This is a genomic window from Isoptericola sp. Y581, assembly GCF_059445475.1.
In genome coordinates, this window is sequence record NZ_JCAIUK010000006.1 from 319651 (window position 1) to 343800 (window position 24150).

21 protein-coding genes are annotated in these 24150 nt (G+C 73.8%); 8 read left to right on the top strand and 13 right to left on the bottom strand.

Going from position 1 to position 24150, the window contains the following annotated elements:
* Positions 1-7 precede the first annotated feature (7 nt).
* Both AC1C2W_RS13715 and AC1C2W_RS13720 read left to right on the top strand, forming a co-directional pair.
* Complete coding sequence (locus tag AC1C2W_RS13715) at positions 8-2797, top strand: DEAD/DEAH box helicase (RefSeq protein ID WP_495413390.1); 2790 nt, start codon at positions 8-10, stop codon at positions 2795-2797.
* A 92-nt stretch (positions 2798-2889) separates the two neighbouring features.
* The gene (locus tag AC1C2W_RS13720) at positions 2890-3378 is read left to right on the top strand and encodes a hypothetical protein (RefSeq protein WP_495413391.1); all 489 of its coding nucleotides are present in this window, start codon (positions 2890-2892) and stop codon (positions 3376-3378) included.
* Positions 3379-3389: 11 nt separating this feature from the next.
* Here AC1C2W_RS13720 and AC1C2W_RS13725 read toward each other — a convergent pair whose 3' ends face one another.
* Positions 3390-4145, bottom strand: a complete 756-nt coding sequence (locus AC1C2W_RS13725) for a sulfite exporter TauE/SafE family protein (RefSeq protein WP_495413392.1) — start codon at positions 4143-4145, stop codon at positions 3390-3392.
* A gap of 255 nt (positions 4146-4400) precedes the next feature.
* On the opposite strand from AC1C2W_RS13725, the gene ybaK reads away from it, so the two are divergent.
* On the top strand, positions 4401-4901 hold the full coding sequence (gene ybaK / locus AC1C2W_RS13730) for a Cys-tRNA(Pro) deacylase (protein WP_495389782.1): 501 nt from the start codon (positions 4401-4403) through the stop codon (positions 4899-4901).
* A gap of 16 nt (positions 4902-4917) precedes the next feature.
* Here the strand turns inward: ybaK and AC1C2W_RS13735 are convergent, their stop codons facing one another.
* The gene (locus AC1C2W_RS13735; RefSeq protein ID WP_495413393.1) at positions 4918-5331 is read right to left on the bottom strand and encodes a YccF domain-containing protein; all 414 of its coding nucleotides are present in this window, start codon (positions 5329-5331) and stop codon (positions 4918-4920) included.
* Between the two features lie 131 nt (positions 5332-5462).
* Between AC1C2W_RS13735 and AC1C2W_RS13740 the strand changes: the two genes are divergently transcribed.
* Positions 5463-6221: a YggS family pyridoxal phosphate-dependent enzyme gene (locus tag AC1C2W_RS13740; RefSeq protein WP_495413394.1), complete on the top strand. Its 759-nt coding sequence runs from the start codon at positions 5463-5465 to the stop codon at positions 6219-6221.
* A gap of 123 nt (positions 6222-6344) precedes the next feature.
* On the opposite strand, the gene AC1C2W_RS13745 is transcribed toward AC1C2W_RS13740, so the two are convergent.
* The 7 genes from AC1C2W_RS13745 to lplB all read right to left on the bottom strand — a co-directional run bounded on the left by AC1C2W_RS13745 (position 6345) and on the right by lplB (position 14790).
* A complete protein-coding gene (locus AC1C2W_RS13745; RefSeq protein WP_495389788.1) occupies positions 6345-7292 on the bottom strand; it encodes an N-acetylmuramic acid 6-phosphate etherase in 948 nt (315 codons plus the stop codon).
* Entirely contained in the window at positions 7289-8581 is a 1293-nt protein-coding gene (locus tag AC1C2W_RS13750) for an anhydro-N-acetylmuramic acid kinase (RefSeq protein WP_495413395.1), read from the bottom strand. Before AC1C2W_RS13750 ends, AC1C2W_RS13745 begins: the two co-directional genes overlap by 4 nt.
* Positions 8578-10242: a glycoside hydrolase family 3 N-terminal domain-containing protein gene (locus AC1C2W_RS13755; RefSeq protein WP_495413396.1), complete on the bottom strand. Its 1665-nt coding sequence runs from the start codon at positions 10240-10242 to the stop codon at positions 8578-8580. Before AC1C2W_RS13755 ends, AC1C2W_RS13750 begins: the two co-directional genes overlap by 4 nt.
* Positions 10239-11039, bottom strand: coding sequence for a carbohydrate ABC transporter permease (locus AC1C2W_RS13760; RefSeq protein ID WP_495389834.1), 801 nt, complete (start codon positions 11037-11039; stop codon positions 10239-10241). The genes AC1C2W_RS13755 and AC1C2W_RS13760 overlap by 4 nt, the downstream gene beginning before the upstream one ends.
* An 86-nt stretch (positions 11040-11125) precedes the next feature.
* Positions 11126-12097: a carbohydrate ABC transporter permease gene (locus tag AC1C2W_RS13765; RefSeq protein ID WP_495389791.1), complete on the bottom strand. Its 972-nt coding sequence runs from the start codon at positions 12095-12097 to the stop codon at positions 11126-11128.
* A 3-nt stretch (positions 12098-12100) separates the two neighbouring features.
* Positions 12101-13408 (bottom strand): sugar ABC transporter substrate-binding protein, encoded by a 1308-nt coding sequence (locus tag AC1C2W_RS13770; protein WP_495413397.1) that lies wholly within the window; start codon positions 13406-13408, stop codon positions 12101-12103.
* A 305-nt stretch (positions 13409-13713) separates the two neighbouring features.
* Positions 13714-14790 carry a lipoate-protein ligase small subunit gene (gene lplB / locus AC1C2W_RS13775; protein ID WP_495389793.1) on the bottom strand — a complete coding sequence of 359 codons (1077 nt, stop codon included), beginning with the start codon at positions 14788-14790 and terminating at the stop codon, positions 13714-13716.
* Between the two features lie 122 nt (positions 14791-14912).
* On the opposite strand from lplB, the gene AC1C2W_RS13780 reads away from it, so the two are divergent.
* Positions 14913-15974, top strand: a complete 1062-nt coding sequence (locus tag AC1C2W_RS13780; protein ID WP_495389794.1) for an N-acetylglucosamine kinase — start codon at positions 14913-14915, stop codon at positions 15972-15974.
* Complete coding sequence (locus AC1C2W_RS13785) at positions 15971-16849, top strand: MurR/RpiR family transcriptional regulator (RefSeq protein WP_495389795.1); 879 nt, start codon at positions 15971-15973, stop codon at positions 16847-16849. The genes AC1C2W_RS13780 and AC1C2W_RS13785 overlap by 4 nt, the downstream gene beginning before the upstream one ends.
* Positions 16850-16853: 4 nt before the next feature.
* Here AC1C2W_RS13785 and cimA read toward each other — a convergent pair whose 3' ends face one another.
* Positions 16854-18503: a citramalate synthase gene (gene cimA, locus AC1C2W_RS13790; protein WP_495389796.1), complete on the bottom strand. Its 1650-nt coding sequence runs from the start codon at positions 18501-18503 to the stop codon at positions 16854-16856.
* Between the two features lie 448 nt (positions 18504-18951).
* On the opposite strand from cimA, the gene AC1C2W_RS13795 reads away from it, so the two are divergent.
* Positions 18952-19485 carry a DUF6069 family protein gene (locus AC1C2W_RS13795; RefSeq protein WP_495389797.1) on the top strand — a complete coding sequence of 178 codons (534 nt, stop codon included), beginning with the start codon at positions 18952-18954 and terminating at the stop codon, positions 19483-19485.
* A gap of 1 nt (position 19486) precedes the next feature.
* On the opposite strand, the gene AC1C2W_RS13800 is transcribed toward AC1C2W_RS13795, so the two are convergent.
* From AC1C2W_RS13800 to AC1C2W_RS13810, 3 genes are all read right to left on the bottom strand, one after another.
* Positions 19487-20632, bottom strand: coding sequence for a winged helix DNA-binding domain-containing protein (locus AC1C2W_RS13800; protein ID WP_495413398.1), 1146 nt, complete (start codon positions 20630-20632; stop codon positions 19487-19489).
* A 66-nt stretch (positions 20633-20698) separates the two neighbouring features.
* Entirely contained in the window at positions 20699-21862 is a 1164-nt protein-coding gene (locus tag AC1C2W_RS13805) for a branched-chain amino acid aminotransferase (protein ID WP_495389799.1), read from the bottom strand.
* Positions 21863-22070: 208 nt separating this feature from the next.
* A complete protein-coding gene (locus tag AC1C2W_RS13810; RefSeq protein WP_495389800.1) occupies positions 22071-23138 on the bottom strand; it encodes a 3-isopropylmalate dehydrogenase in 1068 nt (355 codons plus the stop codon).
* A gap of 118 nt (positions 23139-23256) precedes the next feature.
* Between AC1C2W_RS13810 and AC1C2W_RS13815 the strand changes: the two genes are divergently transcribed.
* Positions 23257-23970, top strand: coding sequence for an SAM-dependent methyltransferase (locus AC1C2W_RS13815; RefSeq protein ID WP_495413399.1), 714 nt, complete (start codon positions 23257-23259; stop codon positions 23968-23970).
* Positions 23971-24150: the final 180 nt, after the last annotated feature.

The window sequence follows — 24150 nt, forward strand, 5'->3', positions numbered from 1 at the left end:
CCCGACCATGACTTCCCCGACCTCGACCACCTCGCCCCCCTCCGACGCCGCCCCGGCCCCGCGCCCCGCCGGCACGCTCCTGCCGTACCTGCCCGCGCCGACGGGAGGTACCCCGGATCCCGACGTCCTCTTCGAGGGCTTCGGCGAGTGGGCGACGGGCACGGGTCGCCCGCTGTACCCGCACCAGGAGGAGGCGCTGCTCGAGCTGATGACGGGCTCGCACGTCGTGCTGGCGACCCCGACCGGCTCCGGCAAGTCGATGGTCGCGATGGGCGCCCAGTTCGCCGCCCTCGCCGCGCGCCGCTCAGGGCTCGGCGGGCGCACCTACTACACCGCGCCGCTGAAGGCGCTGGTGAGCGAGAAGTTCTTCGACCTCGTCGCCGCCTTCGGATCTCGCAACGTCGGGATGATGACCGGCGACTCCGCGGTCAACGCCGACGCCCCGATCATCTGCTGCACCGCGGAGATCCTGGCCAACCTCGCGCTGCGCCGCGGGCCCGACGCCGCCCCCGGCGCCGACGGCGCGCTGGCCGACGACGCGATCGCCCAGGTCGTCATGGACGAGTTCCACTTCTACGGCGACCGGCAGCGCGGCTGGGCGTGGCAGGTGCCGCTGCTGGAGCTGCCGCACACGCAGTTCCTGCTGATGTCCGGCACCCTCGGCGACACCACGCGCCTGCGGGCGGACCTCGCGGAGAGCAGCGGCCGCCCCGTCGCGGAGGTCGCGGGCGCCGAGCGCCCCGTGCCCCTCACGTTCTCCTACGTCGTCGAGCCGCTCACCGACGTCATCGCCGAGCTGGTCACGACCCACCGCGCCCCGGTCTACGTCGTGCACTTCACGCAGAAGGATGCCGTCGAGCGCGCGCAGGCGCTGCTGTCCACGACCGTCGCCTCCAAGGAGGAGAAGGCCACCATCGCCGCCGAGATCGGCGCGTTCCGGTTCGGCACCGGGTTCGGCAAGACGCTGAGCAAGTTCCTGCGTGCGGGTATCGGCGTGCACCACGCGGGCATGCTGCCCAAGTACCGGCGGCTCGTGGAGCGGCTCACCCAGCGCGGCCTGCTCAAGGTGGTCTGCGGCACGGACACCCTCGGCGTGGGCATCAACGTGCCCATCCGCACGGTGCTCATGACGTCGCTGGTGAAGTTCGACGGCGAGCGCATGCGCCACCTCACCGCCCGCGAGTTCCACCAGATCTCCGGCCGGGCCGGCCGCGCCGGCTTCGACACCGTGGGCGAGGTGATCGTCATGGCGCCCGAGCACGTCATCGAGAACCGCAAGATACTCGCCAAGGCAGGCGACGACCCCAAGAAGATCAAGAAGGTGGTGCGCAAGAAGGCGCCCTCGGGGTCCGTCAACTGGACCGACGCCACCTTCGAGCGGCTGCGCGACGCGGAGCCCGAGCCCCTGTCCAGCCAGTTCCACGTCAACCACGCCATGGTGCTCAACGTGCTCGCGCGGGCTTCGACCCTTCGACAGGCTCAGGACGGCGCAGGCTCGACAAGCGGGGCCTCGACCGACCCGGTCGAGGCCATGCGGCACCTGCTCACCGCGAACCACGACACCGACGCGCAGCGGTCGGCGCACGTGCGCCAGACCTTCCGCATCTACCGGTCCCTGCGCATCGCCGGCGTCGTGGAGAAGGTCCGCGTGCCCGACCCGACGCGTCCCGCCGGGTACCGCCCCAGCGTGCGCCTCGTCGTCGACCTCCCGCGCGACTTCGCGCTCAACGCGCCCCTGTCGCCGTTCGCCCTCGCCGCGATGGACCTGCTCGACGTCGAGAGCCCCACGCATGTGCTCGACGTCGTGTCCGTCATCGAGGCCACGCTCGACGACCCGCGCCAGATCCTCTACGCCCAGCAGAACAAGGCGAAGGGCGAGGCCGTCGCGGCGATGAAGGCCGAGGGCATGGAGTACGAGGAGCGCATGGAGGCGCTCGAGGACGTCACCTGGCCGCGCCCGCTGGCCGACCTGCTCGAGCCCGCGTTCGCCACCTACAAGCGGTCCAACCCGTGGGTGGCCGACGCCGAGCTGGCGCCCAAGTCCGTGGTGCGCGACATGCTCGAGCAGGCGATGACGTTCACCGAGCTCGTCAGCATCTACGGCCTGGAGCGCACGGAGGGCGTGGTGCTGCGCTACCTCGCCGACGCGTACCGCGCGCTGCGCCAGGTGGTGCCCGAGGAGCACCGCACCGAGGAGGTGCACGAGGTGGTCGAGTGGCTCGGCGAGCTGGTGCGCGGCGTCGACTCGTCCCTGCTCGACGAGTGGGAGCGGCTGCAGAACCCGGTGGACGACGACGCGGACACGATGATCGAGGGCGAGCTGGCGGAGGTCGGGGCCGAGGCGCCCGCACGCCCGGTCACCGGCAACCCGCGCGCGTTCCGCCGGCTGGTGCGCAACGCGACGTTCCGCCGGGTCGAGCTGGCCGCCCGCGAGGACTACCACGCGCTCGGGGCGCTCGACGGCAGCCACGGCTGGGACGGCGACGCCTGGGCCGCCGCCCTGGACCCCCTGTTCGACGCGCAGGGCGACGACGCGATCGGGATCGGCCCGGCGGCCCGATCCGCGGCGCTCCTGACGATCGTCGAACCCGGGGCCGAGCTGCCCGGCGGCGCCACGGCCACCACGCCCGACGGCGTCGAGCACGCCGAGGTGCCCGCGGGGACCTGGTGGGTGCGCCAGGTGCTGGACGACGCGGACGGCGACCACGACTGGGCGATCACGGCGCTCGTCGACCTCGCCGCCAGCGACGAGGCCGGCTCGGTCGCGCTCACGGTCGTCGACGTCGGGCGGTTCTGAGCCGGTCGCCGCCCGGTTGCGGGCAGGGCGCGCCCGCCGTCTGATCGAGTGAGGGCGTCGACCCCGACGCGCCTCGACGGCAGGAGCCCGGCATGGACAACTCGACCACCGTCTGGATCATCGTCGCCATCGTCGTGGTGCTGCTCCTCGTGCTGCTCGCGTGGTCGCTGGTGCGCCGGTCCCGCGCGACGGCCGAGCGGCGGCGCACGGCCCAGCGCAAGGAGGCGGCGGAGCTGCGCCGCACGGCGGAGCACGATCGCATCGCCGTGCAGGAGCGTGAGGCCTCGGCCTCGACCCTCGACGCGGAGGCGCAGACGTCGCAGGCGGAGGCCGACCGGAAGGCGGCCGAGGCCGCGCGGCTGCAGGAGCAGGCGCGGGGCCGGGAAGCCAGCCTCGACGAGCACCGGGCCGAGATCGACGAGCGGCTGCGCCGCGCGGACGAGCTGGACCCCGAGGGGACGGCGACCCCCGACCAGCCGGACGCCGGCCAGCAAAGCACCCCGCGGCGCGGGGCGGACGCACCCGCGGACACGCCGCGCGAGGGCGGCGAGGGCGGCGATCCCGGGGCCCACCGCGCCTGACGGCGGCCCGCTCAGCCCAGGTGGACCAGCCCCTGGACGAGGGTCGCGACGCCGCCGACGTACGCGAGGACGATCAGTCCGCGGCGGACGGTGGCGGCGGGGACGCGCGGCGCCAGCAGGTCACCGATGACGAGGCCCGCGACGATCGCGCCGAGCACGACCGCCCACTGCCAGACGGCGAAGGGCGGGAACGACGCGTCCGTGAGCACCAGCTTGGCGACGAGGGCGGCCGCGGCGTTGGTGGCGAAGAAGGGCTGGGCCGTGGCGGCGAACCGGCGCGGGTCCCAGCCGGTGAGCACGGAGTAGATCGCGACCGGCGGGCCCCCGATGCCGGCCGCCACGCTCCCGACCCCGCTCGCGATCCCCGTGACGACCAGAGGCCCGCGCGCCTCCGCGCGCACCGGGTGCCGGCCGTCGCGACGGAGGCGGGTCGTGACGACGGCAAGCGTCATCGCGACGACGACGACGGCCCCGACGGTGACCTCGAGCGCCGCGCGCCCTGCGTCCCTCAGCAGCAGCGCGGCGGGCACCATCACCACCACCGACGTCCCGGCGAGCCACGCATACCGGCGCCAGTCCACGTCACGCGCCACCCGGCCCAGGATGAGCGTGGACGCGATCGCGCCCGAGAGGTTGACGAACAGCACGCCCTCCAGCGGGCCCACGATGAGCACGATGAACGGCCCCGCGACGAGCCCGAAGCCCATACCCGTGACCCGCTGGAGCGACCCGCCCACGAGGATCGCGAGGACGAGGAGGGCGAGCACCTCACCACGGTACGCGGTCGCGGCCGCACCGATGAGTGCGCGTGCCGCCCGACCAGGACGAGCCGTGGCCGTCGAACCTGCGGGTCGACCTCGCGCCGGTGCCCGGCGACACCCAGGTCGTCATCCGCGAGGGGCCGCACCCCGCCGGGAGCGTCGAGCTGGGGCGCGAGTCGTGGCGGAAGAAGTTCCCTCGCCTCGAGCACGCCCTCGCCGGACGGTGCGCGCGGGCCACGAGGGCACGGCAGAATCGCCGGCGTGGCGAAGAAGGGCAGGCAGGCCTCGCACGGCACCCCGGCGGTGACCGCCCTGGAGATGGCTGGGGTGGACTACACCGTGCACGCCTACGACCACGACCCCACCTCGGACCTCAGCTACGGGCTCGAGGCCGCACAGGCGCTCGGCCTCGACCCCGCGATCGTCCTCAAGACCCTGCTGGCCGACGTCGACGGCACCCTCGTAGTCGGCATCGTGCCCGTGGAGCGCACGCTCGACCTCAAGGCGCTCGCCCGCGCGGTCGGCGGTAAGCGTGCCGCGATGACGGATCCCGCCGCGGCGCAGCGTGCCACCGGCTACGTGGTGGGCGGCATCTCGCCGCTCGGCCAGAAGAGGCGGCACGCCACCGTGCTCGACGAGTCCGCCTCCGGCCACGACGTCGTGTACGTCTCGGGCGGGCGCCGCGGCCTCGACGTCTCCCTCGCGCCCGCGGACCTGCTGCGGCTCACCGACGGAGTGCTGGCGCCGATCGCCCGCGGCTGACCGCCCGCCGGCCTCCCTACCGCTGTGCCGGGTAGTGCTGGTAGGTCGGGAAGCGGGCGTCGCTCGGCACGATGTCCTTGCCCAGCGGCAGCAGCGAGATCGGGATCATCTTGAGGTTCGCGATCGCGAGCGGGATGCCGATGATCGTGATCGCCTGCGCGATCGCGGTGGTGATGTGCCCGATGGTGAGCCAGATCCCCGCGAAGACGATCCAGATGATGTTGCCCAGCACCGACCACCCGCCGGCCCCCGGCTTGTCGACCACGGTGCGGCCGAACGGCCACAGCGCGTAGCCCGCGATGCGGAACGACGCGATGCCCCACGGGATGGCGACGATCGTGATGCAGCACAGGATTCCCGCCGCGGCATAGCCGAGTGCGAGCCAGAAGCCGCCGAACACGAGCCAGATGATGTTGAGCAGTGCTTTCACGCCACCATCCTCGCTGCTCGCCCGCCGCCCGCACCACCCGGGACTCCCCCGACCGGACCCTGAGATCCGGGTGCCAGCCGGGTGCCGTCCGCGTGCCAGGGAGCCGCTCCTCGCTCCGTAGGATGGGCCGCATGCCCAGCTGTCCCGGGATCCCCGCGCGTCTCGCCGCCGTCCACGCCCGCGTGGCCGCGGCCGCCCGCGACGCCGGTCGTGACCCCCGCGAGGTCCGCGTGCAGCTGGCCACCAAGACCCAGGACGCCGAGACGCTGCTCGCCGGCGTGCACGCAGCCCTCGACCACGCCGCCGAGACCGGCGACGACCGGCCGGTGCTGATCGGCGAGAACCGCGTGCAGGAGCTCGTCGCCAAGGCGCCGGCGCTGGCCGGGCTCGTCGTCGCCGGGCGGGTCGAGGCACACCTCATCGGCCACCTGCAGAAGAACAAGGTCAACCAGGTGCTCACCGCGGCCACCGCCGTCGACTCCGTGGACTCCGCCGCCCTCGCCCGGGCGCTGTCCACCCGGTGCGAGCGCGACGGCCGCACGCTCGACGTCATGGTGCAGGTCAACGTGTCCGGCGAGGACACCAAGACCGGGGTGGGCCCCGACGACGCCGCGGCACTCGCCACCGAGATCGCCGCCCTCCCCGGCCTGCGCCTCACGGGGTTCATGACCATCGGCGCCCGCTCGGACGACGACGCGCTCGTCCGGGCCGGCTTCGCCCGCCTGCGCCGAATCCGCGACGACGTCCTCGCGAGCGGCGCCCCCGGCACCGCCACGGCCCACGAGCTCTCCATGGGCATGACCGGCGACCTCGAGCTCGCCGTCGCCGAGGGCGCGACGATCGTCCGCGTCGGCACCGCCGTCTTCGGCGCCCGCCCCGCCGCGAGGTAGTCCCGAATTCCGCGAGGTAGTTCGAAATCTCGCGAGGTAGTTCCGCGCTCGCGACGAGCGCAAATACCTCGCCCGGCGTTGAACTACCTCGCGAGATTTCGAACTACCTCGCGAAATTCGGGACTACCTCGGCGGGGCGCCGCCCAGGAGCGCGAGGGCGCCGCGGACGCCGCCGGCCTCGGTGAGCGTGCCCCGGGCGGCGGGCTCGTCGACCCCCGCCAGGAGCATGACGAGCGCCACCTGCACCTCGCCGCCCGCGTCGGCGAGGACGGGCGCGCAGACCTCGGGCGTCAGGCCGGACGCCTGGCTGAGCAGCCGCACGAGGCGCGCGCGCAGCTTCGCGTTGGTGGCACGGACGTCGACCATGAGGTTGGAGTACGTCTTGCCGAGCTGCACCATGGTGGCCGTCGAGAACGTGTTGAGCACGATCTTCTGCGCGCTGGCGGCCTTCATGCGCGTGGACCCGGTGACGGCCTCGGGCCCGGTGTCCAGCAGGATCGCGACGTCGACGCCGTCCGCGAGGGACGCCGTCGGGTTGGCGCTCACCAGGGCGGTGCGGGCGCCGCGCTCCCGCGCGAGATCCAGCGCCCCGCCGACGTACGGGGTGCGGCCGCTCGCCGCGAGCCCGACGACCAGGTCGCGGCGCCCCACGTGGTCCAGGTCGCGCCGCCCCGCCTCGACGTCGTCCTCGGCACCCTCGACGGAGAGGGTCATTGCGTCGGAGCCGCCGGCCAGGTGGGCGTCGAACCACTCGGGCCCGACGCCGTAGGTGGGCATCAGCTCGACGGCGTCGAGCACCCCGAGCCGCCCGGACGTGCCCGCCCCCGCATAGTGCACCCGCCCGCCGGCGCGGATCGCCGCCACCGCGAGCTCCACCGCCTGCGTGACCCGGAACCGTTCGGCGCGCACGACGCTCGCGACGCCCGCGTCCTCGTCGAGGATGAGCCGCACGACGTCGGCCGCGGGCAGCAGGTCGATGTCCGTGGTGCGCGGGTTGCGTTCCTCCGTGGGCGAGGTCATACGGGCCACGGCGAGCAAGTCGCCGTCCCCGGGCAGGCCGTCATCGGTCATCGGTTGCTTCCTCTCGGAGAGGTCAGGGGGCTCGGCGTCGTCGTGTGGCTCGGTGTCGTGAGGTGGCTCGGCGAGGTCGTCAGCACGAGGCGACGCACGGGTGCCCGGACGGCGGGCGCGGGCAGCGCCGTGGGCGGGGTCAACGACCCGAGAACCACGGGCCGCCGCGCGCCGGTGGCCTGCCGCCGGTGCGGCCCGGCGGCCGTACCCGGCACGCCGTGGACGCCGAGGAAGCCCAGCAGCGCGAACAGGTAGGCCTCCTTGCCGTCCGCGGGCAGGCCCAGCTCGTCGGCGGTGACGAGCGCCGTCGTGGCCGGCAGCAGAGCCTGCAGCCGCTCGCGCAGCACGGGGTTGCGCGCGCCGCCGCCGGAGATCACGACCCGGTCCACGCCGCCGGCGGGGACCTGCTCCGCGAGCGACCTCGCGACGGTGGCCGCCGTGAGCTCGGTCAGCGTGGCGACGAGGTCGGCCGTGCTCAGGTCGTCGGCCCGCACGCCCGCGGCGGCGAGCCGTGTCGTGACGTACTCGCCGTCATAGAGCTCGCGGCCCGTGGACCGCGGTACGGGCAGGTCGTAGTACGGGTCGGCGAGGAGCGCCTCCAGCGCCGCGCCGTGTACCCGGCCCTGCGCCGCGAGCGCGCCGTCGGCGTCGAAGGGCCGCCCGGTGAGGCGCTGCACCGCGTGGTCGATCAGGCAGTTGCCGGGGCCGGTGTCCCAGGCGAGCACGGGTGTGTCGTGCGCGCCGACGATCGTCACGTTGGCGATGCCGCCCACGTTGAGCGCCGCCGTGTGCCGCGCCCCGTCCGCCGGGTCGTGACCCAGCCACAGCGCGTCGAGGATGCTGACGAGCGGGGCCCCCTGACCGCCGGCCGCGACGTCGGCCACGCGGAAGTCGCTCACCACCGGGCGGCGGGACCGCTCCGCCACCCACGCCGGGTTGCCGAGCTGCAGCGTGCCGCGCGTGCGCCCGGCCACCACCCAGTGGTGCAGCGTCTGGCCGTGCGACGCGACGAGGTCGGCGTCTCCCCCGGCCAGGTCGTCGACGGCGCGCCGGGCCGCGGCGCCGAGCTCCTGCCCGACGAGCGTGTCGAGCTGGCAGACCTCGCCCATGTCGACGGCGGCGGGCGGCAGCGCGGCGAGGATCCGCCGGCGCAGCTGGTCGGGCCACGGGTACTCCGTGTGGCCGAGCGGGCGCAGGTGCAGGGTGCCGTCCGCCCGCAGGTCGAGGTCGGCGGCCGCCGCGTCGATGGCGTCGACGCTGGTACCGGACGAGATGCCGATGACGATCATCGCCCCGCCTCCCCGTCGACGGCGCCGCCGGACCCCGCGAGCAGGGCCGCGGCCGCCTCGGCGTTCGCGCGGCCGGTGCCGCAGGCGAGAACGGCCGCGGGCGCGCCGCCGGGCAGTGTGGCCAGCCAGCGCGCTCCGGCGTCCGGCACGCCGGTGTGCACCACCACCAGGTCGGGCCGCACCTTCTGCAGCTCGGCGAGCCGGGAGTATTCGGCGCCGCCGGGCACCGGCTCGCGCGTCACGACGACCACCGGCGAGGCCGCGGCCGCGCCGCCGACGAGCACGCCGTGCGCGCCCTCCTGCAGCTCCGTGAGCAGCGCGGCGAAGCCCGCGTCGTCGAGCGCCGGGTGCAGCACGGCGCCGGGCCACCGCTCGGCGACGGCGTGCTGCACGTGCTGGGCGGTGCGGCCGGCGGCGTGGTCGAGCCGCAGCCGCAGGTCCACGACCTGAGGCTCGACGACAGGAGGCTCGACGACAGGAGGCTCGACGACATGGCGCGCGCCGGCGATCGCCACCGTGCCCGCCCCGCCCACCGCGCGCACGGCCTGCCGGGCGACGCGTTCCCCCACCGCGGCGAGCGCCTCCTGCGCGCGCCGCGCGGACTCCGGCCCCGGCGTCACCCCGGTCCGCTCGCGCCGGGCGCGGAGCCGGCGCACGAGCTCGTCCGTGCGCCGCCGGGAGGCGGCGAGCCGCTCGAGGCTCACGCGCCCGTCGGCGACGGCGGCGACGAGGGCCGCGACCGCGGAGCGGAACAGCGACGCGTCGTCGCGGTCCGACGTCGTGCCGAGGCACAGCAGGTCGGCCCCGCCCTCGACGGCGCGCACCGCCGCCTCGCCCACGTCCGCGCCGTCGGAGACGGCGCGCATGTCCAGGGCGTCCGTGATGACGGGCCCGGCGAAGCCGAGCTCGCGGGCGAGGGCGGCCACCGCCGGCTCGAGGGAGGCGGGCGCGGGGCCCAGGGCGGGCACCACCACGTGCGCCGTCATGAGCGTGTCGAGGGCGGGCCCCGCGCCTCCGTCCCCGCCGTCGTTCGGCGCGAAGCCGGCGACGAACGGCACGAGGTCGCGGCGACGCAGGGTGTCGAGGTCGGCGTCGACGACGGGCAGCTCGAGGTGCGAGTCAGTGGTCGTGGACCCGTGCCCGGGGAAGTGCTTGGCGCACGTCCCGGCGCCGCCGCGGTGCAGCCCGCGCGCGAACGCGACGCCGTGCCGGGCCACCGCGCTCGGGTCGCCGCCGAAGGCGCGCACGCCGATCACCGGGTTCTCCGGCGTGTCGACGTCGAGCACCGGGGCCAGGTCGAGGTCGACGCCCGCCGCGGTGAGGAGCCGGCCCAGCGCCTCGCCGGCGTCGCCCGTCAGGCGCTCGTCGTCGACGACGCCGAGCGCGGCGGCGCCGGGCAGGGACGACCCCGCGGCGGCCTCGAGCCGCGAGACGTCCCCGCCCTCCTCGTCCGTCGCGACCAGCAGGTCGGGCGAGAGCGCGTGCAGCTGCGCCGTGAGGGCGGCCGTCGTCGCCAGGTCGGGCGTGTTGCCGGCGAAGAGCACGACCCCGGCCAGCCCGTCGCGCACGGCGCCGGCGAGCCACGGCGGCGGGGTGGTCCCCGTGAAGCCGGGCAGCAGCACGCCGTGCACCGCCCGCTCGACCTCGTCGGACGCGCTCACCCCTTCACCGCCCCGGCGGTCAGCCCGGACGCGAGGCGCCGCTGGACGATGATGAAGAAGATCATCACCGGCAACGTGATGATCGTGGATGCGGCCATGATCGCGCCCCAGTCGTTGGAGTGCTGGCCGAAGAACGACCGCAGCCCGATGGCCACGGTGTAGTTCTGGGTCTCGCCCCCGAGCAGCGTCATCGCGAAGACGAACTCGTTCCACGCCGTGATGAAGCTGAAGATGCTCGTGGCCACCAGCCCCGGCGCCACGAGCGGGAGCAGGATCGAGCGGAACATCCGGCCCCAGGTGGCGCCGTCCAGATAGGCGGCCTCCTCGAGCTCGACCGGCACGGCCGCGACGAACCCGCGCAGCATCCAGATGCCGAACGGCAGCGCGAGCGCCACGTACACGACGACGAGGCCCACGAGGCTGCCCAGCAGCTGCAGGTCGCGCACCTGCACGAACAGCGGGATGACCAGCGCCTCCAGGGGCACCATCTGCACGATGAGCACCAGCATCAGCACCTGGGTGCGGAGCTTGAACCGGAACCGCGCGACGGCCACCGACGCGAGCAGCGCCAGCACCGACGACGCGACCACCGTGGCGAGCGCCACCACCAGCGAGTTGCGCAGGAAGACGTCGAACCCGCCGTCGGTCAGCACGAACCGGAAGTGGTCGAGGGTCGGCTCCGCCGGCACGAAGGACGCGCCGCGGCCGGCCTTCGCGTCGAACGCGCTCACGAGCATCCAGTACGCCGGGAAGAGCGTGAACACGAGCAGGAGCGTCACCGCCACGCCCTTGCCCATCTGGACCGCGCGCGGCGGTCGTCGGGACCCGCGCCGGACGGCGGGCGCGCGGCCGGCGTCCTGCCGGGGCGGTCTCGTCGCGACGCTCACAGCTCCTCCTCCTTCAGGATCGTCCGCACGTACGCGACGGTGATGCCGAGCAGCAGCAGGGTGAGCAGCACGGCGATCGCCGAACCGAAGCCGTACCGGTTCTGCCCGAACGACTCGACGTACGACCACACGCCGAGGTTGAGCACCTCGCGGTTGGTGCCCGCCCCGCCCGGCATGAGGTAGACCTGCGCGAAGACCTTGAAGTCCCAGATGGTCGACAGGATGATCACGACGGCGAAGATCTGCTTCAGCTGCGGCACGATCACAGAGAAGAAGCGGCGCCACGAGCCGGCCCCGTCGATCTCCGCCGCCTCGAGCAGCTCCTTCGGCACGCCCAGCAGGCCGGCCAGCACGGTGATCGCCACGAACGGGAAGCCGTGGTGCACCACGTTGAGCAGCACGATCGCGTAGAACGACCACCGGTCGGTGAACCAGTTGACGGGCTGGTCCTGCAGCCCGAGCACCTGCAGCACGTGGTTGAACACGCCCCGGTCGGCGTCGAAGATCCATACCCACACGTAGGTGCCGGTGACGGCGGGCATGGCCCAGGCGGCCATGATCGCGCTCGAGACGATCGTGCGCCACACCCGGCCCAGCGAGGCCAGGAGCACCGCGACCGCGGTGCCGAAGACGACGGTGCAGCCGACGGAGGCGATCGCGAACAGCACGGTGTTGGGCAGCACGACCTGCCACAGCTGGGCGGAGGTGAAGACCTCGACGTAGTTGGCCAGGCCGATCCAGTTCGGCTCGCCGGAGACGATCTCGCGCAGCCCGTAGTCCTGCAGGGAGAACAGGGTGACCTTGACCAGCGGCCACAGGAGAAGCACCGCCAGCACCAGCAGCGCCGGCGCGAGCAGCATCCATGGCCGGATACGGGCGATGACGGACTTGCCGACCGGACGGCGCCCGCCGCCCTCGGGCTGGTGCCCGGGGGCGGCGGGTGCCGCAACGGGGAGAGTGCTCGCCATCCGTCAGCTTCCGCCGTTGAGCAGCGAGGTCATCTCCTCGGCCGCCTTCTTGCTGGCGGTCGCCACGTCCTCCTCGCCGGAGAGGATCGACTGCATCATCGTTCCCGTCGTCGCCTTGGCCTGGACGGCGCCGAAGTGGGGTGAAACCGGCACGGACGCGCCGCCCTCGACGAACTGCTGCGCGAACGGCGCGACCAGCGGGTCGGTGCTCTGCAGCGTCTCGTCGAGCAACGACTTCTGGCCGGGGAAGTAGCCGGCCTGCTCGCCCCACTTCGTGGCGAACTCACCGGTCGTCATGAGCTCGACGAACTCGAAGGCGAGGTCCGGCTCCTCGGCCGTGGAGAACATGCTCAGGTGCGAGCCGCCCAGCACCGACGGCGACATGCCGCCGTCCTTGCCCGGGATCGGCACGGCCGCGAACTTGCCCTCCATGTCCGCGTTGGCCTCGACGATCGCGCCCGGCGTCCAGGAGCCCATGATCGCCATGCCGACGTCGCCCTGCGCGAACGCGTCGAGCACGTCGGTCTCCTTCCAGGTGGTGGCCCCGGCCGAGGAGTAGCCGTCCTTGGCCAGGCCCGTCCAGAAGCTCAGCCCCTCCTGCGCCTCCGGGCTGTCGAGGCCCGACGTCCAGGTGTCGCCGTCGAGCGTCGCGACCTCGCCCCCGGCGCCCCACATCCACGGGTACACCGTGAACTCGGCGTCGCCGGGCACCGCCACGGCGAGCTTGTCCGGGTACTTCGCCTTGACGGCCTTGGCGGCCGACTCGAGCTCCGCCCACGTGGTGGGCGGCTCCACTCCGGCCTCCTCGAAGATCTCCGTGTTGTACACGAGGGAGCGCACCCCCGCGTACCACGGCATGCCGTAGAGCTGCCCGTCGTAGGTGCCCGCCTCGACCAGGCCGTCCACCAGGTCGTCGCCCAGCCCGGCGTCCGCGACGTAGTCGTCCAGGGGCGCGAGCGCCCCGGCGTCGGCGAACTCGGGCGTCCAGGTGGTGCCGGTCTCCGCCACGTCGGGCGTGGTGCCGCCCGCGATCGCGGTGACGAACCGGTCGTGCGCGTCCGCCCACTCGACGAACTCGACGTTGAGGTCGGCCCCGGTCTGGTCCTTGAAGGCCGTGCCGACCTCGTCGAAGAAGGCGTCCGCGCTGGGGTTCGTGCCCTGCATGATCCACACGTCGAGGGTCTTGCCCTCGCCGCTGGCGCCGTCGCCCCCGTCGTCGTCCGAGCCGCCGCCACAGGCAGCGACGCCGAGCGCCACGAGCGCCGCCGTCGTCACCCCCACGGTCGTCCGGGTCCACATGTCTCGCCGCATCGTCATCCTCCCCTGGCGGCCCCCCGGGGCCGCCCCCTCGTACGCGGCACCGCCATTCTCACGGTCGTGCGCCGGCGTCCTCGCGGTCGTGTCGTCCCGACGTCCCCGTCGTCCGGCGTGACGTCGTCGTCTCGCTGTCGTAGTGATCGCTGGTGTGCGTGCGGCAACGCCCGGACTGAAAGGAAGTTCCGGGGAGTCGCCCTATGAGGGAGATTACTGACCCCGAGGCGATCACGAAAGCCCCCGCACACATTCGTGACAGGACGGTGACCTCGGGCCCGGGCGGTTCTGGCGGCTAGCGCGGGTCAGGGAACGCGGTTGATCCAGGCCGCGTTGCCGAACTTGGTCCGCACGAGATCCTCGGCGCGCTCGAGCTCCTCGGGTCGCAGCTGCGAGTCGGTGGTGCGGTACTGCGCCTTGAAGTGCGCCTCGAAGGCGTCGATGATCGCGTCGCGCGACATGCCGGTCTGCGAGCGCAGCGGGTCCACCCGCTTGTTCGCGCTGGTCGTGCCCTTGTCGGACAGCTTCTCCCGGCCGATCCGCAGCACCTCGAGCATCTTCGCGTTGTCGATGTCGTACGCCATCGTCATGTGGTGCAGCACCGCGCCGCCCGCGAACCGTTTCTGCGCGGACCCGGCGAGCTTGCCGGCCGGCGAAGCGACGTCGTTCAGGCCCGAGAAGCTAGCCTCGACGCCCACGTCCTGCAGGGCGCCGAGCACCCACGAGTCCAGGAACGCGTAGGACTGCTCGAAGGACAGGCCGTCGACCAGGGAGGCGGGCACCACCAGGGAGAACGTCACGCAGTTGCCCGCCTCCATGAACATCGCGCCGCCGCCGGAGATCCGGCGCACCACGGTCACCTCGTGCTCCCGCACCCCCACCGGGTCAACCTCGTTCTTCAGCGACTGGAACGAGCCGATGAAGACGGCCCGCTCGGTCCAGTCCCAGAACCGCAGCGTGGGGCCGCGGCGTCCCGCCGCCAGCTCCTCGGTGAGCACCTGATCGAGGGCCGCGAGCGTCGCCGGCGGCAGCGGGCCGGGGCGCAGCACCTCGAACGTGTGGTCGTCCCACGACGTGGCCATGCCCAGCGCCCGGCGCACCGCGACGGCCACCGCCCACGCGTCGAAGCCCATCATCGTCACGGGCCCGGCCAGTCGGCGGTCCTGCTCGGCGATGCGCAGCCCGTCGTCGACGGCCCGTGCGAGCTCGCTCGTGGACGCCTCCCGCGGCAGCCCGACCAGGGCCGAGTCGATCACCTCGAGCGCCTCGTCGGGCTCCAGAAAGAAGTCGCCACTGAGCCGGACGTCGGTCAGCAGCCCGTCGCGCGCCTCGAGGTCGACCGTCACGAGCTTGCCACCGGGAACCTTGTACTCACCATGCACCTCTCCACGGTAGCCGCGGCGAGGCCCCTCCGGACGCGGCGTCGGTCACACCGCGATGCCAGCGGGCGAGATTCCTTTCGTAAGGTGCCCGATCTTAGAAAATGACTGCCACACTGGGACGCGTGACCAGCCGGGACGCCCAGGACGCCGCCATCCCGCACGTCGTCGCCGTCGATGTCGGCGGCAGCGGCGCCAGGCTCGTGGCCGTGCCGCAGCAGCCCCACCTGCCGCATGCCACCACCGACGGCGCCCCGCTCACCCTCACCGGGCGCCCCGTGCGCATCACGGCGGACGGGAGCGACGCGGCCGACGTCGTCGCCGAGCTCGTCGCCGACCTGGCGCGGCAACGCCCCGGGCTCCGGGTCGCGGCGGCCGCCGCGTCCGTCACCGGCCTCCCCTCGCTCGTCCGCGACCCCGACGTCGTGCACGCCGCGCTCGCCGAGGGCCTCGGCGCCGACCGCACCGCCGTCGCCTCGGACGCGCTCGCCGCGCACCTGGGCGCGCTGGGCGGGCGCCCCGGGGCCGTGGCGGCCGTAGGGACCGGCGCCATCGTGCTCGCCACCGACCTGCACCGGCGCTGGCACCGCGTGGACGGCTGGGGGCACCTGCTGGGCGACCTGGGCTCCGGCTCGTGGATCGGCGCGCGCGGGCTGCAGGCGGCGATCGCCGCGCACGACGGCCGCCCGGGCACCACCTCCCCCACCCTCCTGGCCGCGGCGCTGGAACGCTTCGGGCCGGTCGAGGGCTGGCCGGCCGCGCTCTACGGCCGCGCCGACCGCGCCCACGTCCTCGCGTCGTTCACCCCCGCCGTCGCCGACGCCGCCCGGGCCGGCGACCTGGTCGCGAACGCCGTCCTGCACGACGCCGGCACCCACCTCGCCGCGAGCATCGCCGCCGCGCTGCGGCCCGGTATCCCCCCGCTCGCCGCCGTGACCGGCGGCATCGCGGGCATCGGCGACGCCGTCACCACCCCGCTCAAGGCGCGCCTGGCCGCGCTGCGGCCCGACGTCCGCCTCGTCCTGGCCGACGGCAGCCCGCTCGACGGGGCGCTGCGCCTGGCCAGGTCGCTGCCCGACGGCGGGTTCGTCGAGCCGTATCAGCCCTGGCTCACCGTCCGGCCGTCCGACCTACCGTCCGTCCCACCGACCGCCGGCGCCCGGCGGGAAGGAGACCACCCCGCATGAACGGTGACGTTCTCGTCCGGCTCCGCCAGACGCTGCCCACGCTGCGCCCCGCCGAGGCCCGGATCGCCGAGGTGGTGCTCGACGACCCGCCCGGCGTGGTGGGTGCCACCATCACCGAGCTCGCCGCGCGCGCCGGGACGTCGCAGGCGACGGTCGTACGGTTCTGCCGCGCGGTCGGGTACGCCGGCTACCCCGAGTTCCGCATCGACCTCGCACAGGCGACGAGCCGCCGCGCCGTCGAGCTCGAGCGCTCCGGCATCGCCGAGGGCGAGATCAACCGGACCGACACCGCGACCGACGTCGTGTCCAAGATCGCCTTCCACGAGGCGCGGACGATCGAGGAGACCGCGCGCATGCTCGACCTCGACGCGCTCGAGCGGGCGGTCGAGGCCGTGGCCGCGGCGCCCCGCGTCGACGTGTACGGCGTCGGGTCCAGCGGCCTGACCGCGCAGGACCTCGCGCAGAAGCTCGCCCGCATCGGCATCGCCTGCTTCGCTCCCGTGGACGTGCACGGCCAGCTCCAGTCCGCGGCCCTGCTCGGCGAGGGCTGCGTCGCCGTCGCCGTCTCGCACACGGGCGCCACGATCGAGGCGCACCAGGCCCTCTCCCTGGCCCGGGACGCCGGCGCCACCACCGTTGCCGTGACCAACTTCCCCGCCTCGCCGCTGGCCGAGCTCGCGGACGTCGTCCTCTCGACGACGGCCCGCGAGACACAGTTCCGGTCCGGCGCCATGTCGAGCCGCATCGCCCAGCTCGCGGTGGTCGACTTCCTCTTCGTGCGCGTGGCCCAGCGCCGCTACGACGCGACCACCGCGGCACTCAAGGTCACGTACGACGCCGTGCAGGCGCACCGTCTGCCGACCAAGACCCGCTGAGCCGTCAGCGCGGCTCGATGCCAGCGTGCAGCAGGCCGTACACGTACGCGTCGATCAGCGACTCCCAGGCCGCCTCGATGACGTTCGGGCCGACGCCGACCGTCGACCACGAGTGCTGGCCGTCCGTGGTCTCCACCAGCACGCGAGTGGTCGCGTCCGTGCCCTGCTGGGCGTCGAGGATGCGCACCTTGAAGTCGATGAGCTCGAACTTCTCGATCTGGGGGTACGCACGCGCCAGCGCGCTGCGCAGCGCCTGGTCGAGGCCGTTGACGGGGCCGTTGCCCTCCCCCGTCGCCACGATGCGCTCGCCGCCGGCATGCAGCTTGACCGTGGCCTCCGCCACGGCGTCGGCGTCCCGGCTCGCGGCGTCGTGCTCCGCGCTGCCAGCGACCGTCTCGACGATGGTGCGCCAGCTCTCGACCCGGAAGTACGACTGGCGTGCGCCCGTGAGCTCCTCGCGCAGCAGCAGCTCGAACGACGCGTCCGCCGCGTCGAACGTGTACCCCCGCGCCTCGGCGTCCTTGACCCGCGTCGTGACGCGGGTGAGCAGCTCGCCCTGCCCGCTGAGGTCGTAGCCCAGCTCGCGTCCCTTGAGCTCGATCGACGCCCGGCCCGCCATGTCCGACACGAGCATGCGCATGTCGTTGCCCACGGCGGTCGGGTCGATGTGCTGGTACAGGTCCGGGTCCACCTTGATGGCGCTGGCGTGCAGGCCGGCCTTGTGCGCGAAGGCGCTGGCACCCACGTACGGCTGACGCGCGTACGGCGAGATGTTGGTGATCTCGGCGACGGCGTGCGCGATGCGGGTGGCCTCCTCGAGGCCCTCGCCCGCCAGGGTGCGCAGGCCGTGCTTGAGCTCCAGGTTCGCGACGACGGTGACGAGGTCGACGTTGCCGGTGCGCTCGCCGTACCCGTTCACGGTGCCCTGCACATGCCCGCACCCGGCGGCCACCGCCGCCAGGGTGTTCGCGACGGCGCAGCCGGAGTCGTTGTGCGCGTGCACGCCGAGCAGGGGGTCGCCGGCGGCGGCGTCCAGCACGTGCGGCATCCCCAGGGACTCGCGCAGCTCGGTCACGACGTCCGTGACCCAGTGCGGCAGCATGCCGCCGTTGGTGTCGCACAGCGCCACGACCTCCGCGCCCGCGGCGAACGCGGCCTCCACCGCGGCGCGCGAGTACGCCGGGTCGGTCCGGTATCCGTCGAAGAAGTGCTCGGCGTCCACCACGACGCGCCGCCCCTCGCCCACCAGGAAGGCGACCGTGTCGCTGATCATCGCGAGGCCCTCGTCGCCCGTGGTGCGTAGCGCCCGCTCGACGTGGCGGACGTCGGACTTGGCCACGAGCGTCACGACCGTGGCCTCGGCGTCGAGGAGGGCCCGCACCTGCGGGTCGTCCCAGGCGCGGGTCCCGGCCTTGCGCGTGGCGCCGAAGGCCGCGAGGACGGCGTGCCTGAGGTCGAGCTCCTTGGCCGCACGGCGGAAGAACTCGGTGTCCTTGGGCACGGCGCCCGGCCAGCCGCCCTCGATGAAGCCCACACCGAGCTCGTCCAGCAGCGGCGCGATGGCCAGCTTGTCCGCCACCGAGAGGTTCATGCCCTCCTGCTGCGCGCCGTCGCGCAGGGTGGTGTCGTACACGTGGAACGGGGTGGCGGTCATGCGGGACTCCCCACGTCGGTGACGCGGCGGCCGGGGCGGCCGGGCATCGAGGAAATCTGGGCGATCAGGTCAACAAAAAAGACCCTCCGGGGGTACGGAAGGTCTGCGCGTCCGGTGGGGTGGGCCGGACGCGCTACAGAATGATGAGCGAGCGACGCTGGTGCGCGAGGCGTGTCATGGGCCACATGGTGCCACACCCGGCGGGGGACGTCACGGAGGTCCCACCGGGCGGACCGGGCGGTCCCGGGCGGACCGGGCGGTCCCGGGCGGACCGGGCGGACCGGGCGGAGCGGACCGCAGACGCCGACCCGGAGCGCCACAGGGCGCGGCGGACGATTCCGTGCTCGGCTGGGGGGGCAGGAGCACCGAGAACCAGGAGCACCAAGACCCAGGAGCACCGAGACCCAGGAGCACCGAGACCCTGCTGTACCGCGAGCGAGGAGATCGCATGAGCCACGATCAGCGCCCGGTCCCACCGCCGGACCAGCCGGAGCGGCCGCCCGGCGTGCTGCCGGGTGCCGGGTCCGGTCCGCGGCCGGAGGGCCCCGTGCCCCCGCGCGCGGTCCGGCCGAGGCTCGACGCGCCGCGGTTCTGGGCGGGCGCGGGCGCCACCGTACTGGTATGCGCGCTGCTCGGCCTGGCGGCCGAGGTCATCCTCGACGGCGTGCTGGGTCTGGACCTGCAGGCGCCCCCGGACCTGGTCGGCCTCGGGTCGCCGGAGACGTCGTGGGCACTGGCGGGTGCCATCTTCGCGTTGCTCGGGGCCGCTGTGCTGCACCTGCTGGTGCTGTCGGCGCCCCGTCCCCGCATGTTCTTCGGCTGGGTCGTGACGCTGGCGACGGTGATCCTGGCGGCCCTGCCGTTCACGGGCTCGCCGGCGCTCGCCACGGCCGCGGCCACCGCGGCCGTCTGGGTGCTGCTCGGCATCGCCGTCTGGTCGATGCTGACGCAGGTGCTGGGCCGCACCCTGGTCCGCAGCTGACCTACGACGGGTCCGACCAGGCCACGACGCGCTCTTGTGCATCGGGCTCGAGGTAGGCCAGCAGCGCCTCGCCCTCCGCCTCGGCCTCGGCGCGGGCGGCGTCGTCGACGTCCACGAGCGCGACCACCCGCAGGGTGGCCTGGTCGCCGTCGCGCTCGGCGGACCAGGTGCCGGCCACGCGCCCGTCGACCAGCACGGTGGGCAGCACGTCCGCGTTGCGGCGGTAGACCGTCGCGGCGTGGGCGGGGTCGACGACGCGGTCGCGCACGTCGTGCGCCACCAGCAGGTGGTCCCAGCGGGACAGGAAACGCACCGGGGACGGCACGTCCCCGGGCACGACCTCGGCGTCGGCCAGGTCGAGCAGCGCACGCCCGTCGGGCGCCTCGTAGGCGCGCAGCTCGAGGAGCGCGAGCGCGCGCTTCATCGCGCCGACGCCCCGCACGCCGAGCCCGCGCGCGATGTCCGCGAGGGACGCCGGGCCGAACGCGCCCAGGTAGGTCGCGACCGCCCGGGCGCGCGCCTCGTCCGGGGCGAACGTGGGCAGCGGGTGCGGCAGCACGTCGGCCAGCCAGCGGGCGCCGTCCATGTAGCGCACGGCCACGTGCGAGCCCCACAGGCCGCTCGGCGGCACGTGCACGAGGCCGCCGCCCGCGCTCGCTAGCCGCCACCAGGCGCGGCTCACGCCGCCCGGGATCGCGGCGACGGCGTCGACGCCCGGGTACCGCTCGGCGGCGAACGCCTCCACCTCGTCGAGCGTGCGCGGCTCGGCGCAGTACGCGCGCACGACGGCGTTGAGACCCACGAGGTCGACGCCGGCACGCCTGGCGCTCGCCCGCCACGCGGCGAGCCGCTGCTCGGCCGAGACCGCGTCGAGGAGGGGCCAGTCCGCGCTCGACACCAGGTGCAGCGTCGACCGCATCACGGTCGCCTTCACCACCGAGCCGGAGGTCAGCGCCTCTTCGAGCCCGGCGATCGTCTGCCGTGCCCGGCGCGACCAGAGCGCGACGTACGGCATGTTGGCGTGCTGGGCCTGCAGCCCGCCCACCCGCCCGACGACGGTGGGGACGTCGTCGTCGGAGCGGGCGAGCAGCTGCTGGCGGGCGAGCGTGGTGCGGTTGACCTCGTCGGCCGTGATCGGGGTGGGCATCGAGAAGGGGCCTCCGTCCCTGGTCGTGACCGACCGCACCTGCCCGCCACCTCCCGCGGCGACGCGTCAGGCGAGCCGGCGCATCCATCCGTGCCGGTCCTCGGACCGACCGTACTGGATGTCGGTGAGCTCCTCGCGGACCGCCATCGTGAGCTCGCCGGGCGTGCCGCCGCCGACCTCGCGGTCGAACGTGTCGCCGGCCAGCCGGCCCACCGGGGTGATGACGGCCGCGGTGCCGCACGCGAAGATCTCACGCACGGACCCGTCCGCGAGGCCCGCGACGACCTCGGCGAGGGGGATGCGGCGCTCCACCACCGCGTGGCCGCGGTCGGCGACGAGCTGCAGGATCGACGAGCGCGTGACGCCCTCGAGGATGGAACCCGTCAGCTCCGGCGTGTGCACCGAGCCGTCGGCCATGACCACGAAGACGTTCATGCCGCCGAGCTCTTCGAGGTAGGTGTTCGTCAGGGCGTCGAGGAAGCACACCTGGTCGCAACCCTGCTCCTGCGCGACCACCTGCGGCAGGAGGCTCGCGGCGTAGTTGCCGCCGCACTTGGCGTCGCCGGTGCCGCCCGGACCGGACCGGTGGTAGTCCTCTGCCACCCAGATCGACACGGGTTTGACGCCGCCGGCGAAGTACGGGCCGACGGGCGAGGCGATGACGAGGTACTCGACCTCGGTCGCCGGGCGGACTCCGAGGAACGACTCGGAGGCGAACATGAACGGGCGCAGGTACAGGCTCGAGTCCTCACCGTCCGGCACCCAGGCGACGTCCGTGCGCACGAGCGCCGCGACGGAGCCGACGAAGTCGTCCACCGAGAGACCGGGCAGGGCGAGCCGGTGCGCCGACCGGGCGAACCGCGCGGCGTTGGCGTCCGGGCGGAATGTCCAGACCGAGCCGTCGGCGTGCTTGTACGCCTTCATCCCCTCGAAGATCTCCTGCGCGTAGTGCAGGACCGCGGTCGCGGGGTCGAGCTGCAGCGGGCCGTACTTCTCGATGCGCCGGTCGAGCCAACCGTCCTCCTGGCGCCACGTGATGCGGGCCATGTGGTCGGTGAACACGGTGCCGAACCTGGGCGCCTGGAGCGCGGCCTCGCGCTCGGCGTCCGGGGTCGGCGTGTCCGTGGCACGGACGTCGAAGAGTACGACGAGGTCCTCGAGCTCGGCCGGGAGGATGCCCGACCCGTCGGTGCTCGGGGCCGCGGCGGAGGTGGTGCTGGAAGTTGTCATGATCGGGGGCCTTTCACCGGGGTGACCCCTGTAGTTTTCCACGACCGCGCGCCGTGTGGGCGCCGACGTCGCTCCGACCACAGCGGTCACCTGGACGGACAGGGATGTCGGGTGATCGATGGGGGCGACGGGCGGTGACTCGGACGACTCGTCCGACGACGCGGTGCGGGCGGCGCCGCGTCGTCCGGTGACGACGGTGGGACCGCCGTCAGCCGATGACGCGAGCGGCGAGATCGCGCCCGACCTCGGCCGTCGTACGTACTCGGTCGCCGTGCTCACTCGAACGCCCTGCAGATCGGTCGGCAAGGTCGGCCGCGACGGCCGCCTCCACCCGGGCGCTCTCGGCGGACAGCCCGAGGTGGTCGAGCAGGAGGGACACCGACAGCACCGTGGCGGTGGGGTCGGCCTTGCCCTGGCCGGCGATGTCGGGCGCCGAGCCGTGCACCGGCTCGAACATGGACGGCGCAGTGCGGTCGGGGTTGATGTTCGCCGACGCCGCAAGGCCGATGCCGCCGGTGATCGCGGCGGCCTGGTCGGTGAGGATGTCGCCGAAGAGGTTGTCCGTGACGATGACGTCGAAGCGCGACGGGTTCGTGGTGAGGAAGATCGTCGCGGCGTCCACGTGCAGGTAGTCGGTCGTGACGTCGGGGAACTCGGCGTTCACGGCCTCGACCGTGCGGCGCCACAGGTGCCCGGCGTGGACCAGCACGTTGTGCTTGTGCACCAGCGTGAGGTGCTTGCGCGGCCGGGCCTGGGCGCGGGCGAAGGCGTCGCGGACGACGCGCTCGACGCCGAACGCGGTGTTGACCGACACCTCGGTGGCGATCTCGTGCGGGGTGCCGACCCGCAGGGCGCCGCCGTTGCCGACGTACGGCCCCTCGGTGCCCTCGCGCACGACGACGAAGTCGACCTCGCCCGGGTTCGCCAGCGGGCTCGTCACGCCGGGGTAGAGCTTGCTGGGGCGCAGGTTGACGTAGTGGTCCAGGGAGAAGCGGAGCTTGAGCAGCAGCCCGCGCTCGAGCACGCCCGACGGCACGCTCGGGTCGCCGATGGCGCCCAGCAGGATCGCGTCGTGACCCCGGATCGCCTGGAGGTCGGCGTCCGTGAGGGTGTCGCCCGTCGCGTGCCAGCGGCGCGCGCCCAGGTCGAACTCGGTGGTGGAGACCTTGACGTCCGAGCCGGACACCGCCGCCTCGAGGACAGCCAGTCCCTGCTCCACGACTTCGGTGCCGATGCCGTCGCCGGCCACCACTGCAAGGTCGATGTTCCGCGTCATGAGGCTGAGGCTATGCCCGCCAGGTCGTGATACGGACACTGATCTCGCTCTCCGGACGGCGCTCCCGTGCCCGGTCAAATGTCTGGACCCGGGCCACGGGGTCGCCCACGATCGCCGGATGACCCAGGACGACGAACTCACGCCGTACTTCGACGCGGCCGCAGCGAACCTGACCTTCAACTCACCGCTCGGCGACGCCCGCGCGGCCGACCTGCTGGGCCGGCTCTCCCCGCCGTCGCCCGACGCGCGCGTCCTCGACCTCGGGTGCGGCTCCGGCGAGCTGCTGCTGCGGCTGTGCGATCGCCACGGCGTCGCCGGCGACGGGGTCGACCAAGACCCGGGCGACCTCGAGCGCGCCCGGCGCGGTGCCCGCGACCGAGGGCTCGCGGACCGCGTCACGTTCCACCAGGCGGACGCGTCCGCCTGGGACCGCCCCGCGCCCGTGGTGCTCAACGTCGGCGCCGGGTATATCTGGGGCGACACCGCGACCGCAGTCGCCGCGCTGCACGGGCTCACCGAGCCGTCCGGGACGCTGCTGTTCGGCGACGGCGTCTACGAGGCCGAGCCGGACGCGGCGGTCCGCGAGGACTTCGGCGACATGCCCGACCTCGCGACGCTCGCCCGGATCGCCACCGACGCCGGCTTCCGAGTGCTGCACGCCGCCACGTCTTCCCTGGGCGAATGGGACGACTTCGAGTCCGACTGGCGCGCCGGCGTCGAGAGCGTCGGCACGCCCGGCGCGCGGGCCTTCGCCGACGAGCGGCGCGACGAGTACCTGGGCGGCTACCGCGGCGTGGTCGGCTTCGCCTGGCTGGTCCTCACGCCGGCCTAGACCCTGCGGTCGGCGCACGTGCGGGCCTCGGCGAGGTCGAGCCGTACGTCGACGTCGCGCGAGCCGTCGGGGTAGAACCCGTTGCGCTCGTAGCACCCCTGCCGCACTCAGAGCGTTATTCACGGGCTCGGGGTTAGCCATGGGTATGTGATGGCCTGACCTACATCGTTGCTGGTCAGA